The sequence below is a fragment of the Sphingomonas sp. MS122 genome (genome assembly GCF_049532975.1).
In the GTDB taxonomy this organism is placed as follows: Bacteria; Pseudomonadota; Alphaproteobacteria; order Sphingomonadales; family Sphingomonadaceae; genus Sphingomonas.
Map to the genome: position 1 here is coordinate 19,849 of NZ_CP186695.1, position 14,010 is coordinate 33,858.

The 14,010-nt window shown below is 68.8% G+C and carries 15 protein-coding genes; 11 read left to right on the forward strand and 4 right to left on the reverse strand.

The features are described from left to right. Nucleotides 1-148 precede the first annotated feature (148 nt). The 6 genes from ACO227_RS00100 (at nt 149) to ACO227_RS00125 (ending at nt 5,659) form a co-directional block, all read left to right on the forward strand. A complete protein-coding gene (locus ACO227_RS00100; protein WP_423604272.1) occupies nt 149-703 on the forward strand; it encodes a F0F1 ATP synthase subunit delta in 555 nt (184 codons plus the stop codon). Nucleotides 704-714: 11 nt separating this feature from the next. Further along, entirely contained in the window at nt 715-2,244 is a 1,530-nt protein-coding gene (gene atpA, locus ACO227_RS00105) for a F0F1 ATP synthase subunit alpha (protein ID WP_423604274.1), read from the forward strand. Nucleotides 2,245-2,337: 93 nt separating this feature from the next. Then, nucleotides 2,338-3,219, forward strand: a complete 882-nt coding sequence (locus ACO227_RS00110) for a F0F1 ATP synthase subunit gamma (RefSeq protein WP_423604276.1) — start codon at nt 2,338-2,340, stop codon at nt 3,217-3,219. A gap of 2 nt (nt 3,220-3,221) precedes the next feature. After that, nucleotides 3,222-3,809: a DUF6030 family protein gene (locus ACO227_RS00115; protein ID WP_423604278.1), complete on the forward strand. Its 588-nt coding sequence runs from the start codon at nt 3,222-3,224 to the stop codon at nt 3,807-3,809. A gap of 16 nt (nt 3,810-3,825) precedes the next feature. Next, a complete protein-coding gene (gene atpD, locus ACO227_RS00120) occupies nt 3,826-5,355 on the forward strand; it encodes a F0F1 ATP synthase subunit beta (RefSeq protein ID WP_423604279.1) in 1,530 nt (509 codons plus the stop codon). Between the two features lie 46 nt (nt 5,356-5,401). Next, on the forward strand, nt 5,402-5,659 hold the full coding sequence (locus tag ACO227_RS00125; protein WP_423607408.1) for an ATP synthase F1 subunit epsilon: 258 nt from the start codon (nt 5,402-5,404) through the stop codon (nt 5,657-5,659). A gap of 72 nt (nt 5,660-5,731) precedes the next feature. Here the strand turns inward: ACO227_RS00125 and ACO227_RS00130 are convergent, their stop codons facing one another. Continuing rightward, nucleotides 5,732-6,181 carry a DUF6265 family protein gene (locus ACO227_RS00130; RefSeq protein ID WP_423604281.1) on the reverse strand — a complete coding sequence of 150 codons (450 nt, stop codon included), beginning with the start codon at nt 6,179-6,181 and terminating at the stop codon, nt 5,732-5,734. A gap of 83 nt (nt 6,182-6,264) precedes the next feature. On the opposite strand from ACO227_RS00130, the gene ACO227_RS00135 reads away from it, so the two are divergent. The 3 genes from ACO227_RS00135 (at nt 6,265) to ACO227_RS00145 (ending at nt 9,902) form a co-directional block, all read left to right on the forward strand. Beyond that, nucleotides 6,265-6,975, forward strand: a complete 711-nt coding sequence (locus ACO227_RS00135) for a helix-turn-helix domain-containing protein (protein WP_423604283.1) — start codon at nt 6,265-6,267, stop codon at nt 6,973-6,975. 83 nt (nt 6,976-7,058) lie between these two features. Further along, entirely contained in the window at nt 7,059-8,603 is a 1,545-nt protein-coding gene (locus ACO227_RS00140) for a CpaF family protein (RefSeq protein WP_423604285.1), read from the forward strand. A gap of 81 nt (nt 8,604-8,684) precedes the next feature. Next, nucleotides 8,685-9,902, forward strand: a complete 1,218-nt coding sequence (locus ACO227_RS00145; RefSeq protein ID WP_423604286.1) for an aspartyl protease family protein — start codon at nt 8,685-8,687, stop codon at nt 9,900-9,902. Here the strand turns inward: ACO227_RS00145 and ACO227_RS00150 are convergent. Beyond that, nucleotides 9,899-10,060, reverse strand: a complete 162-nt coding sequence (locus ACO227_RS00150; protein ID WP_423604287.1) for a hypothetical protein — start codon at nt 10,058-10,060, stop codon at nt 9,899-9,901. The genes ACO227_RS00145 and ACO227_RS00150 overlap by 4 nt on opposite strands. Before the next feature lie 84 nt (nt 10,061-10,144). Between ACO227_RS00150 and ACO227_RS00155 the strand changes: the two genes are divergently transcribed. After that, entirely contained in the window at nt 10,145-10,978 is an 834-nt protein-coding gene (locus ACO227_RS00155) for a class I SAM-dependent methyltransferase (protein ID WP_423604289.1), read from the forward strand. Nucleotides 10,979-11,025: 47 nt separating this feature from the next. On the opposite strand, the gene ACO227_RS00160 is transcribed toward ACO227_RS00155, so the two are convergent. Both ACO227_RS00160 and phaR read right to left on the reverse strand, forming a co-directional pair. Continuing rightward, the gene (locus tag ACO227_RS00160; RefSeq protein WP_423604290.1) at nt 11,026-12,321 is read right to left on the reverse strand and encodes an amidohydrolase family protein; all 1,296 of its coding nucleotides are present in this window, start codon (nt 12,319-12,321) and stop codon (nt 11,026-11,028) included. Between the two features lie 37 nt (nt 12,322-12,358). Beyond that, nucleotides 12,359-12,916, reverse strand: a complete 558-nt coding sequence (gene phaR / locus ACO227_RS00165; protein WP_423604291.1) for a polyhydroxyalkanoate synthesis repressor PhaR — start codon at nt 12,914-12,916, stop codon at nt 12,359-12,361. Between the two features lie 23 nt (nt 12,917-12,939). On the opposite strand from phaR, the gene ACO227_RS00170 reads away from it, so the two are divergent. Continuing rightward, a complete protein-coding gene (locus ACO227_RS00170; protein ID WP_423604293.1) occupies nt 12,940-14,001 on the forward strand; it encodes an alpha/beta hydrolase in 1,062 nt (353 codons plus the stop codon). Nucleotides 14,002-14,010: the final 9 nt, after the last annotated feature.

Genomic DNA, 14,010 nt, shown 5'->3' on the forward strand with positions numbered 1-14,010 from the left:
CACCCGGCACGGCCGCATGTCACTTGGGTTGCATCCCCCGCCCCCCTTTGCTACGCGCCCGCCAACCCAAGCGGGGCTGCCGGGTTCGTCGGCGCGCCCCTTTTTCGCATGGGGCCATTTCGAAGATTCCTAGAGGAAGCACGCGTCCGTGGAGAATTCCGGCGGTATTCAGGCAAGTTTAAGCGGACGCTATGCGACCGCCCTGTTCGAACTGGCGCGTGAGAACGGCGCGATCGACAAGGTCGAATCGAGCCTCGCCACGGTGAGGCAGGCCTTGGCCGATTCGCCCGACTTCGCAGCCCTCACCAGCAGCCCGCTGCTCGGCCGCGGCGATGCCGCCAGGGGCGTCGCGGCAGCGGCCGGGGCGATGAAGCTCGATTCGCTCACCGCCAACTTCCTCGGCGTGCTCGCGCAGAACCGGCGCCTCGCCGCGCTGCCCGGCATCGTCCGCGACTTCCGCACCCTCGCCGCGCGCCATCGCGGCGAGACCACTGCCGAAGTCGTCTCGGCGCATCCCCTTTCGGCCTCGCAGGTCACCGAGCTCAAGGCGCAGCTGCGCCAGCGCGTCGGCCGCGACGTCAATGTCGACCTGTCGGTCGACCCCTCGCTGCTGGGCGGCCTGGTCGTGAAGATCGGCTCCCAGATGATCGACAGCTCGATCAAGACCCGTCTCAATTCCCTCGCGCACGCGATGAAAGGCTGAAGGCTAAGACAATGGATATCCGCGCCGCAGAAATCTCGAAGGTCATCAAGGACCAGATCGCCAATTTCGGCACCGAGGCAGAGGTCAGCGAGACCGGCCAGGTGCTGAGCGTCGGTGACGGCATCGCGCGCGTCCACGGCCTCGACAACGTCCAGGCCGGCGAGATGGTCGAGTTCGCCAACGGCGTGCAGGGCATGGCGCTCAACCTCGAGGCTGACAATGTCGGCATCGTGATCTTCGGCTCGGACGCCGAGATCCGCGAGGGCGACACCGTCAAGCGCACCGGCACCATCGTGGACGTTCCGGTCGGCAAGGGCCTGCTCGGCCGCGTCGTGGACGGCCTCGGCAACCCGATCGACGGCAAGGGCCCGATCGTCAGCGACCAGCGCTCGCGCGTCGAGGTCAAGGCCCCCGGCATCATCCCGCGCAAGTCGGTGCACGAGCCGGTGCAGACCGGCCTCAAGGCGATCGACGCGCTCGTCCCCGTCGGCCGCGGCCAGCGCGAGCTGATCATCGGCGACCGCCAGACCGGCAAGTCGGCCGTCGCGATCGACACCTTCATCAACCAGAAGACCGTCAACGCCGGCGACGACGAGGGCAAGAAGCTCTACTGCGTCTATGTCGCGGTCGGCCAGAAGCGCTCGACCGTCGCGCAGCTCGTCCGCACGCTCGAAGAGAATGGCGCGATGGAATACTCGATCGTGGTCGCCGCGACCGCGTCGGACCCCGCGCCGCTGCAGTTCCTCGCGCCGTACACCGGCTGTGCGATGGGCGAGTATTTCCGCGACAACGGCATGCACGCCGTGATCGTCTATGACGATCTGTCGAAGCAGGCCGTCGCCTATCGCCAGATGTCGCTGCTGCTGCGCCGTCCGCCGGGCCGCGAAGCCTATCCGGGCGACGTCTTCTATCTCCACAGCCGCCTGCTGGAGCGCGCCGCCAAGCTCAACGACGCCAACGGCAACGGCTCGCTCACCGCGCTGCCGATCATCGAGACTCAGGCGGGCGACGTTTCGGCCTATATCCCGACCAACGTGATCTCGATCACGGACGGCCAGATCTTCCTCGAGACCGACCTGTTCTTCGCGGGCATCCGCCCGGCGATCAACGTCGGCCTATCGGTGTCGCGCGTCGGCTCGTCGGCGCAGACCAAGGCGATGAAGAAGGTGTCGGGCTCGATCAAGCTCGAGCTCGCCCAGTATCGCGAGATGGCGGCGTTCGCGCAGTTCGGCTCGGACCTCGACGCCTCGACCCAGAAGCTGCTCAACCGCGGCGCGCGCCTGACCGAGCTGCTCAAGCAGCCGCAGTTCTCGCCGCTGCCGTTCGAGGAGCAGACCGTGTCGATCTTCGCCGGCACGCAGGGCTTCCTCGACTCGATCCCGACTCAGGACGTGGTGCGCTACGAGGCGGCGATGCTCGCCGAGATGCGTTCGAAGCACGCCGACATCCTCAAGGACATCCGCGACAGCAAGGACCTGAGCGACGCCACCCGCGCCAAGCTCAAGGACGCGCTGGAAGCGTTCGCCAAGACGTTCGCGTAATCCGCCGTCGCCCCAGCGAAAGCTGGGGCCCGTACGGCAGGGGAAACCCTCATGAGATCCCAGCGTTCGCTGGGATGACGTGATAGGAAGAAGATGGCCTCTCTTAAGGCACTCAAGGTCCGCATCGGCTCGGTGAAGTCGACGCAGAAGATCACCAAGGCGATGAAGATGGTCGCCGCCGCCAAGCTGCGCCGCGCGCAGGAAGCGGCCGAGGCCGGGCGTCCTTATGCCCAGCGCCTCGAAGCGGTCGTCGCCAGCCTCGCCAGCAAGGTGAGCGTGAGCGAGAGCTCGCCCAAGCTCCTCGCCGGCACCGGCAAGGACCAGGTCCATCTGTTCGTGGTCGCGACCTCGGACAAGGGTCTCGCCGGCGCGTTCAACACCAACATCGCCCGCCTCGCGCGCCGCCGCGCGCAGGAGCTGGCAGCCGAGGGCAAGACGGTCAAGTTCTACACCATCGGCCGCAAGGGCCGCGCGGTGCTGAACCGCCTGTTCCCCAAGGACATGCACCATTCGATCGAGCCGGGCGATCTCGGCAAGCTCGGTTTCGCCGATGCCCGTGCCTATGCCGACGACCTGATCGCCCGCTTCGAAAAGGGCGAGTTCGACGTCGCGCACCTGTTCTACTCGAACTTCAAGTCGGTGCTGACCCAGGAGCCGACCGAGCAGCAGATCATCCCGGTGGCGGTGCCCCAGGGCGGCGCCGAGACCGCTTCGTCGGGCGCGGCCGTGACCTATGAGCCGGACGAGGAAGCGATCCTCGCCGACCTGCTCCCGCGCAACGTCGCGATCCAGCTCTACCGCGCGATCCGCGAGAACGCCGCGTCCGAGCAGGGCAGCAAGATGACCGCGATGGACAACGCCACGCGCAACGCGGGCGACCTGATCAAGCGCCTGTCGATCCAGTACAACCGCGCCCGCCAGGCCGCGATCACGACCGAGCTGGTCGAGATCATCTCGGGCGCCGAGGCGCTCTGAGCATGACCCGCGCCGCCTTCATCTTCCCTGCGCTCGCGCTGCTCGCCGCCTGTGGCGGGCAGACCGGCGAGCAGGTGCAGGCCGAGGAGGCCAAGCGCGCCGAGACGGTGGCGGGCCTCAAGGGGATCGAGCGCGCCTTCGATTCGCCGGAGACCGCGGTCGCCGCCGCCAACCAGTTCGGCTTCCGCATCGCCGGCTACAAGCAGTCCGGCTTGCGCTGGCAGGCCGCAGGCGAGCCGATCTTCGTCGCCGATACCCAGGCGAAGACCCCCAATCAGGCGCGCTTCGTCGCGATGGGGCCGGACCAGTCGAAGATCGACACGATGCGCTTCACGCTCGACGTGACCGATCCCGCCGACGCCGCGCGCGCCAAGACCCGCTTCGCCAAGATGATCGACGAGGTGCTCTGGCAGTTCCGTGCCCAGAAGCCCGAAGCGGTCGGCAAGGCGATCGCCGCCGAGCAGCCGTTCGAGAAGACGCTCGACGGCGCCACCGCCGCGGTTTCGGTCGCTCCGATCCCGCAAGGCGACAAGACTCGCCGCATTACCGTGACTTTCACCCGCCCGGGCGCTACCGGGCAAGCCAGCTGAACCCAAGGAAAAGACGATGGCAACCGCAGCCCCGACCGCAGAGAAGCCCGCGCGCAAGCCCCGCGCGACCAAGCCCAAGGCGGACGCCGCCACCACCACGGCGCCCGTCGCCGCGACCGGCCAGGGCCGCATCGCGCAGGTGATCGGCGCGGTCGTCGACGTGAGCTTCGACGGCGCGCTGCCGGCGATCCTCACCGCGCTCGAGACCGAGAATAGCGGCCAGCGCCTCGTGCTCGAGGTCGCCCAGCATCTCGGCGAGAACACCGTCCGCACGATCGCGATGGACTCGACCGAGGGCCTGACCCGTGGCCAGGCGGTGACCAACACCGGCAGCCAGATCCAGGTCCCGGTCGGCCCGGCGACGCTCGGCCGCATCCTCAACGTGATCGGCGAGCCGATCGACGAGCGCGGCCCGGTCGCGACCGACCTCAAGGCGCCGATTCACGCCGAGGCTCCGCTGTTCGTCGACCAGTCGACCGAGAGCTCGATCCTCGTCACCGGCATCAAGGTCATCGACCTGCTCGCGCCGTACGCGAAGGGCGGCAAGATCGGCCTGTTCGGCGGCGCCGGCGTGGGCAAGACCGTGCTCATCCAGGAGCTGATCAACAACATCGCCAAGGGCCATGGCGGCACCTCGGTGTTCGCGGGCGTCGGCGAGCGCACCCGTGAGGGCAACGACCTCTATCACGAGTTCCTCGACGCGGGCGTCATCGCCAAGGACGCCGACGGCAACGCGATCAGCGAGGGCTCGAAGGTGGCCCTGGTCTATGGCCAAATGAACGAGCCGCCGGGCGCGCGCGCGCGCGTCGCGCTCTCGGGCCTGACCATCGCCGAGTATTTCCGCGACGTCGAGGGCCAGGACGTGCTCTTCTTCGTCGACAACATCTTCCGCTTCACCCAGGCGGGCGCCGAGGTGTCGGCACTGCTCGGCCGCATCCCCTCGGCCGTGGGCTATCAGCCGACCCTGTCGACCGACATGGGCGCGCTGCAGGAGCGCATCACCTCGACCAACAAGGGCTCGATCACCTCGGTGCAGGCCGTGTACGTGCCCGCGGACGACTTGACCGACCCGGCGCCGGCGACCTCGTTCGCCCACTTGGACGCGACGACCGTGCTCAACCGCGCGATCTCGGAGCTCGGCATCTACCCGGCGGTGGACCCGCTCGACTCGACCAGCCGCGTGCTCGAGCCGCGCATCGTCGGCCAGGAGCATTACGAGACCGCCCGCGCCGTCCAGTCGATCCTGCAGAAGTACAAGTCGCTGCAGGACATCATCGCCATCCTCGGCATGGACGAGCTGTCGGAAGAGGACAAGCTGACCGTCGCGCGCGCCCGCAAGATCCAGCGCTTCCTCAGCCAGCCGTTCCACGTCGCCGAGGTCTTCACCGGCATCCCCGGCGCGTTCGTGCAGATCGAGGACACGATCAAGTCGTTCAAGGCGGTGGTCGAGGGCGAATATGACCACCTGCCCGAAGCCGCCTTCTACATGGTCGGCGGCATCGACCAGGCGGTCGAGAAGGCCAAGAAGCTGGCCGCCGAGGCGTAACGAACACTAGCCCCTCCCTTTCAAGGGAGGGGGGAGAGACATGGAAATGCCGCTGCACTTCGAACTCGTCACCCCCGAGAAGCTCGTCCGCTCCGAGGAAGTCCATATGGTCGTCGTTCCCGGCACCGAGGGCGACTTCGGCGTGCTCGAGGGCCACGCCCCGCTGATGTCGACCATCCGCGACGGCAACATCGAAATCTACAAGACTACGGGCGGCAACGCGCCCGAGATCGTCCGCGTCGAAGGCGGCTTCGCCGAAGTGAACGAGAAGGGTCTCACGGTCCTGGCCGAAAAGGCCGGCTGATCCGTCGCCATCCGCCGAACGCGAACGTACAAAGGCCGCGGGACCTCCCGCGGCCTTTTTGTTTTCCCCGGCTCAGCGCACGCGGCGATAGGCGAAGCGCATCGGCTTGCTCCCGTCCGCCAGCGAAATCTCGGCGGTGAGTTCGTCGCCCTTCGCCCGATAGTGGATGCGCTGCGGATAATCGTGCGCGGCATTGACGAAGGTCACGCCCTCCCCGCCCGCCACCGCGCGGAACGCCACCGCCGGCTTGCCGCCCGGCTGCGCGAGATAGACCGCGGCGTCGCCGTCCATCGCGATCCGCAGGAACTCGAATTCCGACGTCTTCCCGCCCCGCACCGTCTGCGAGACGCCGAGCATCATCCCGCCGGCCGCCGGCAGCCACTGCTCGCAGGTCTGCCCGCGCGGGCTCTCGGCGGTGCACCAGCGTCCCGCCAGCCACTCGGGCAGCCCGCCGCCCGATGAAGTTCCACCCGCCGCCACGGGCAGCACGATCGCCACTGCGGCCAGTATCGTCCGGATCATATTGTCGTCCTCCCTGCTGCCTGCGGATATAGCCGCCCCTGCGCCCGCTGGCTTGAACCGATGCGACATGCCAAACTGCCCGCGTGCACTATGCCGAGACCCCTCCGCCTCCGGAACTCGATGGCCTGGTGGAGGCCGTGTGGACGCTCGACGTCGGCGCTTCCGATTGGGTCGATCACCAGGCTGTGCCGGACGGCTGCATCGAGCTGATCCGCCGCCATTCGGGCCGATCGGTCTGGCGGCGCGAGCAGCCCGAGCTGTTCGTCACCGGCCTCGCGCTGCGCCCGGCGGTGCTGCGGTTCAGCGGCGATGCCCGCTTCACCGGCATCCGCCTCTGGCCATGGGCCTGGCACGCGCTCGGCGGCGAGCGTTGTAGCGAGTTCGCCGATGATTGGCGGCTCGTGCGCGGCGATTCGCCCCTCGCAACGCTGCTTGCCGGAGACGGTGATCCGATGCCCCGCCTCGGCGCGGCATTCCGGGAAGCCGCCCCGCCGCCGCTGGCCGCGATCCGCCATGCGACATCCGTGACCGGCCTGGCTCGGTTCACGGGCCTGTCCGAGCGCCAGCTGCAGCGCATCTGCGCGCGCGAGACCGGCATGGCCCCGCGCAGCTACCTGCGCCTGTTGCGTTTCCGCACGGCGGTCGCCGGAGTCCAGCACGCCGGCGCGCTGCTGGCGGAGACCGCCGCCGCATCGGGCTATGCCGACCAGGCGCACATGACCCGCGAATTCAAGTCACTGGGCGGCCTGCCCCCGGCTCGCGCGCGCAAACACGCTAAAGGGCCGTTCATCTGACTCGGCGGCTTCGGCGCGATGGTTAGGAACTTGTCAAATCTTGCCCGCTATCCCCCCGTTGTTGGAGTAATCGGGGAACAAGCGTGAGCGCATTCGGACGTCGCAGCGGACCAGGGGCAACACCGGCCCGGCCGGCCTTCGGCGTCGCGCGGCCGATGCAGGGCGGCGCGCCCGCGCGTCAGCCCGAGCCCCTCGGCGGCGAGCAGTTCCCGCCACTCCACGACGTCCCGCTTCCCGGCGCCAGCCAGCGCGAGGCGGAGGCGCCGGAGAATTCCACCGGCAGCCAGTCGACCTCGGAAGCGATGCAGCGTCTGGCGGACCGCCAGGCCGCGACCGGCGAGCCGAGCTCGTCACGCAACGAGGGCTTCGAGGCCTCGATCCATCGCATCAAGGAGCAGGTCCTTCCCCGCCTGCTCGAACGAGTCGATCCCGAGGCGGCGGCGACGCTCAACAAGGACGAGCTCGCCGAGGAATTCCGCCCGATCATCGGCGAGGTGCTCGCCGAGCTCAAGCTGACGCTCAACCGCCGCGAGCAGTTCGCACTCGAAAAGGTGCTGGTCGACGAGCTGCTCGGCCTCGGCCCGCTCGAGGAGCTGCTCGCCGACAGCGCGATCAGCGACATCATGGTCAACGGCCCCGACCAGACCTTCGTCGAGCGCAAGGGCAAGCTCGAGCTCGCCAACATCCAGTTCCGCGACGAGGATCACCTGTTCCAGATCGCGCAGCGCATCTGCAACTCGGTCGGCCGCCGCGTCGACCAGACCACGCCGCTCGCCGACGCCCGCCTCAAGGACGGTTCCCGCGTCAACGTGATCGTGCCGCCGCTGTCGCTGCGCGGCACCGCCATCTCGATCCGTAAATTCTCCGACAAGCCGATCACGCTCGACATGATGGCGGGCTTCGGCTCGATGTCGCAGAAGATGGCCACCTGCCTCAAGATCGCGGGCGCCAGCCGCTTCAACATCGTCATCTCGGGCGGCACCGGCTCGGGTAAGACGACGATGCTCAACGCGCTGTCGAAGATGATCGACCCGGGCGAGCGCGTGCTGACGATCGAGGACGCGGCCGAGCTCAGGCTTCAGCAGCCGCACTGGCTCCCGCTCGAAACCCGCCCGCCCAACCTCGAAGGTCAGGGCGAAATCACCATCCGCGACCTCGTCAAGAACGCGCTGCGCATGCGTCCCGACCGCATCATCCTCGGCGAAATTCGCGGCAGCGAGTGTTTCGACCTGCTGTCCGCGATGAACACCGGCCATGACGGCTCGATGTGCACGCTCCACTCCAACAGCCCGCGCGAATGCCTCGGCCGTATGGAGAACATGGTGATGATGGGCGACATCAAGATCCCGAAGGAGGCGATCAGCCGCCAGATCGCCGACTCGGTGGACCTCATCGTCCAGGTCAAGCGCCTGCGCGACGGCAGCCGCCGCGTCACCAACATTACCGAGGTGATCGGCATGGAAGGCCCGGTGATCGTGACGCAGGAGCTGTTCAAGTTCGAATATCTGGACGAGACCTCGGACGGCAAGATCGTCGGCGAGTACCGCTCGATGGGCCTGCGCCCCTACACGCTCGAAAAGGCCCGTTCGTTCGGCTTCGACCAGGCGCTTCTTGAAGCCTGCCTCTAGGCAGGGTGTCCGAGGCGTGCCTCTGATCGCTCGCGCCTCCCGCGGCGTTTGCAAATGGGACATTAACCACGCCCGCAACCGGTGGCGCTTCGCCGCGCCGCCGATAGCCTGTGGCGGATGGGTGTCCGCGCCGCGATGATCCTTTTCTCTGCCCTGCTCGCGCTGCTCGCGCCGGCCCCCGACGTGCAGGCCGCGCCGGCGGCGTCCCATCTTGCGGCCGACACCGAAGCGCGCTGGGTGCCATTCGAGCTCACGGGCAACCAGATCCGCTTCCGCACCCTGCTCAACGGCCGCTGGGTCGACGCGATCCTCGACACCGGCGTCACCGACACCGCGGTCTCGGCTCGCTTCGCGCGCGCCGCCGGCTTGAAGCCGCTCGTCGCCGGCCGCGCCGATGCGATCGGCGGCAGCGTGCCGCTGAGCTGGGGCGCGGTCGATCGAGTCGAGGTCGGCGGGCTGGTGCGCACCGGCGGGCGGATCGCGATCATCGACGCCGATCCGCGCGTCACCGGCGCCGCGCCGGTCGACCTGTTCGTCGGCGCCGACCTGCTCGCCGCCTATGCGCTCGAGATCGACTATGACGCGCAGCGCTTCCGGTTGCTTTCGTCCGGACGCATGCCCTTCCGCGGGGTTACCGCACCGCTGCGGCTCGCCGGGCCGACCGGCCTGTATCTGAGCGAGCTCGACATTGGCGGCCGCCGGTATCGACCGGTGATCGTCGACACCGGCGACGGCAGCATGGTCACCCTCACCAGCGCCGCGTGGCGCGGGACCGGGGCCGCGAGCGGGCCGGTGACGACCGCGATCGCCTATGGCCTGGGCGGCGAGGTGGAGAGCGAGGTCACGATCCTGCCCGCGCTGCGCATCGAATCGCTGCCCGCCAGCGAGGTAGAGCTGCGGATCGAGCCCGACACCGGCTTCTCCGCGCGCAAGGGCGCCGCCGGGCGCGTCGGCGGCGGGCTGCTGCGGCGGCATCGCGTGCTGCTCGATCCCGGCGCGGGCCGGATGATCCTCGCCCCGGCCGCGCGCGGCGACTGGCCGGTGACGCGCTCGACCAGCGGGCTGATGGTGAGCCAGCGCGGCGATCGCCTGCGCGTGTTGCATGTGATGCGCGGAAGCCCCGCGGCAGCCGAGTGGCAGGCCGGAATGGAGATCTGCGCGGTGGACGGCGCGCCGATTCCCGCCGCCTATGCGACGAGCCCGCTCGCGAGCTGGTCCACCGGTGCGCCGGGCCGGACGGTGCGGTTGCGGCTTTGCGACGGCCCCGAGCGCAGCCTGACGCTCGCGCGCTTTTACTAGCCCCTGATCGCGAGCGCCGCGGTCAGCACCGCGCCGAGCAGCGCCATCACCTGGACCAATGTCCACGGCATCCAGCCGACGCGGTCGGGATCGCTACGCCGCATACGGCGCCAGTCGGCGAAACCGCTGCCCGCCGCCACCGCCACGAAAGCGCCCACGCCAATCCACAACGGCCCCGATAACGTCCCTTGCATCGCCGCACGCTCCGCTTACCAATCGCTCCGCATCAGAGAGGAGCCCTTATGCGTCACGCCCTGACCTTCGTCGCCGTCACCGCCTCTGCCCTTTTGGGAACCGCCGCGATCGGCGCGCCCCAGATGGGAAGCGCCAGCCAGGAATTGAAGGACGCGGTCGCCGCGCCCACCCGCACGCCGGCCAATCTCGCGCGCGACAAATATCGTCACCCCGCCGAAACCCTGGCCTTTTTCGGGGTGAAGCCCACCGACACGGTGGTCGAGCTGTGGCCCGGCGGCGGCTGGTACACCGAGATCCTCGCCCCCTATCTGCGCAAGGGCCGCGGCACGCTCTATGCCGCCGCGCCCTGGCCCAACGGGATCAAGCGGATCCAGGATTTCCGCCAGAAGGACTTCCAGACCTATGGCGAGATCGTCTTCGCCGCCTTCCCGCACTGGGGCGACGACGCGCCCAGGATCCGCGACAACAGCGTCGACGTCGTGCTCACCTTCCGCAACGTCCACAACTGGCGGATGGGCTATCAGCGCGACGACAAGCAGGACTATTCGGCCGAGGCGTTCAAGCAGATCTTCGCGATGCTCAAGCCCGGCGGCACGCTCGGCATCGTCGACCATCGCCTGCCCGAGAACGCCGACGCCGAGCGCGAGCGGACCAGCGGTTACATCAAGACCTCGACGATCAAGAAGCTCGCCGCCGATGCCGGCTTCGAGTTCGTCGCGGCGAGCGAGGTCAATGCCAATCCCAAGGACACCGCCGACTGGCCCCAGGGCGTGTGGACGCTGCCGCCGAGCTATTCGCTCAAGGACGTCGACCGCGCCAAGTACGAAGCGATCGGCGAGAGCGACCGCATGACGCTCAAGTTCCGCAAGCCCGCGAAGTAACGACGCCAAGCCGTCACCCCGGAGCAAGGCCGGGGTGACGGTTTCGTTCACGGCCCCTTGTGCACCACCCCGGCGCGCATCACGAAGCCGACCGACTTCAGCAGCTTCACATCGGCCAGCGGGTCGCCGCTGACCGCGATGATGTCGGCGCTCTTGCCCGGCTCGATGCTGCCGACTTCCTTGGCCAGGCCGAGCAGGTCGGCGGCGTTGACCGTCGCGGCCTGGATCGCCTGCATCGACGTCATGCCGTGCTTGACCATCAGCTCGAACTCGTCGGCGTTGCGGCCGTGCTTGGACACGCCGGCATCGGTGCCGAAGGCGATCCTGACCCCTGCCGGTACCGCCTTCTCCAGCGCCTTGCCGGTGATCGAGATGCGCCAGTCGATCTTGGCGCGCACCGCCGGCGGATAGGCGTCGGGATCCTTGGCGATCCGCTCGAGATAGCCGTTCACCGTCGACAGCGTCGGCACGTAATAGGCGCCGGTCTTCCTGAACAGCGCGATGCTCTCCGCGTCCATCAGCGTGCCGTGCTCGATCGAGTCCGCGCCCGCGCGCAGCGCCACCGCGATGCCGTCCGCGCCGTGGGCGTGTACCGCGACCTTCTTGCCATAGAGGTGCGCGGTCTCGACGATCGCCTTGGCCTCGTCGTCGAACATCTGCTTGCCGAGCCCGGCGCCGATCCGGCTGTTGACCCCGCCCGTTGTAGCGATCTTGATCACGTCGGCACCGCGCCCGATCTGGCGGCGCACCGCCTTGCGGCATGCCTCGGGCCCGTCGCACAGATTCTCGGTGCCGACGCTCGCATGAAGATGCTCGTCGAGCCCGAGCCGCGCGTCCATGTGCCCGGAGGTGGTCGAGATCGATCGCCCGGCATCGACGATCCGCGGCCCGTCGGCCCAGCCGCGCGCGATCGCCTCGCGCAGCGCCAGCGTCGCGCCTTCGTCGCCGAGATTGCGCACCGTGGTGAACCCCGCCATCAGCGTCTTGCGCGCATTCCACAGCGTCTCGTACGCGCCCAACTGGTCGCTCTCGGTCAGCTCGGCGAGCAGCCCCTCCTGCCCCGCACGATCCGAGCTCAGATGGACATGGCTGTCGATCAGCCCCGGCAGCACCGTCCGGTCGCGCAGGTCGATCACCGGCGCCTCGCCGAGCGGCGTCACATGCCCCTCATAGACTCCGACGATCCGGTCGCCCTTGATCGCGATGGTGCTCGCCCCGCGCGGCGCCTGGCCCGGCCGGTCGAGCAGCCTGCCGGCGTGGATGTAGCGATCCACCGGCGCATTTTGCGCATGGGCGGTCCCCGCGAGCAGCATCGCCGCGGTGAAGGCAGCCAAGGTCTTCATATGTCTCCCCGGTTCGTTTCCGGGGAGACTATGAAGGTCAGCCGAGCTTGTCGATCTTGTCCTGCAGCGAGGCGAGCTGCGCCTTCAGCGCGGCGATCTCGTCGTCCTTGCTCGTCTCGGGCGCGGGGGCAGTGCCGGCGCCCCCCGGCGCGCCGGGCTTGAACGCCTCGGCCGCGGCCTCGAACATCGCCATGTTGCGCTTGGCGATCTCGGCGAAGGGCGAGTTGGCGAAGGCGCCCTCGACCGCCGACTTGAACTGCGCCTGGTTGCGGCGGAAGCTCTCCATCGACGCTTCGAGATAGCCCGGCACCACGGCCTGCATCGAATCGCCGTAGAGCGCGATCAGCTGGCGCAGGAAGTTGACCGGCAGCAGCGTCTGGCCGCGCGCTTCCTCTTCCATGATGATCTGGGTGAGGACATTGTGGGTGATGTCCTCCTCGGTCTTGGCATCGACGACCTTGAAGTCGCGCCCTTCGCGCGTCATCGCGGCGAGATGGTCGAGCGTGATGTAGGACGAGGTTTCGGTGTTGTAGAGACGCCGGTTCGCGTATTTCTTGATGATGACCGGGCCGTCCGTATTCGCCGTCTTCTTCATCGTGACCCCCGCGGGTGTTTGATATGTCCCTAACACCCTTTGATGACGCACCGCAACACGGACCACGTCCGCTCCCGCTGTTTCTGGAGCTTTTGCGCAGCGAGACCGCAGCATCGCCCGAACGCCGCGCCGCCGCGCTCGCCGGGCTCGCCGCCTATCAGGCGGCGCGCCGGCCCCGCCCGCGCCGGCCGATGCCGGCGGTGGCGCGCGCCGGCCGCGCGGTGCTGCGCGACTATGGCGGCGGCGGCATGCCGGTCGTCTTCGTCCCCTCGCTGATCAACCCGCCGCTGATCCTCGACATGCCCTATCGCCGCTCGCTGCTGCGCTGGCTGTCGCGCCGGGGCGTGCGGCCACTGCTGGTCGACTGGGGCACGCCCACGCCGCGGGACCGCGCGCAGGATGTCGCGCAGCATGTCGAGGACATGCTGGTTCCGCTGCTCCGCAGCATCGGCGAGCCCGTGGCGCTCGCCGGCTATTGCCTGGGCGGGACGATGGCGCTGGCCGCGGCCGCCGTGGTGCCGGTACGCGGCCTCGCGCTGATCGCCGCGCCATGGCGCTTCTCGGGCTTCGGCGCACCGGCGCTCGAGCGGATCGATTCGCTGTGGCAGGCCGCGCACGAAACGTGCGACCAGCTCGGTCTCGTCCCGATGGAGGTGCTCCAGGCCGGCTTCTGGCAGCTCGACCCCGCGCGCACCGTCGCCAAGTACGAGCGCTTCGGCCGGCTCGACCCGGCGAGCGCCGAGGCCAGGTCCTTCGTCGCGATGGAGGATTGGGCCAATGCCGGCGCGCCGCTGACCTATGCCGCCGGCCGCCAGATCTTCGACGACCTGTTCACCGCCGACCTCCCCGGCCGCGGCACGTGGCGCGTGGCGGGCGCGACCGCCGATCCCGGCTCGCTTCCCTGCCCCGCCGTCGAGTTCGTCTCGCTCACCGACCGCATCGTCCCCGCCGCGAGCGCCGCCGGCCTGCCCGACCGCCGCGAGCTGCGGCTCGGCCATGTCGGGATGGTCGTCGGCTCGTCGGCCAAAAGGTCTCTGTGGCAACCGCTTGCCGACTGGCTAACCGCGCTGCCGCTCACTAGATAGCGGGCAAAC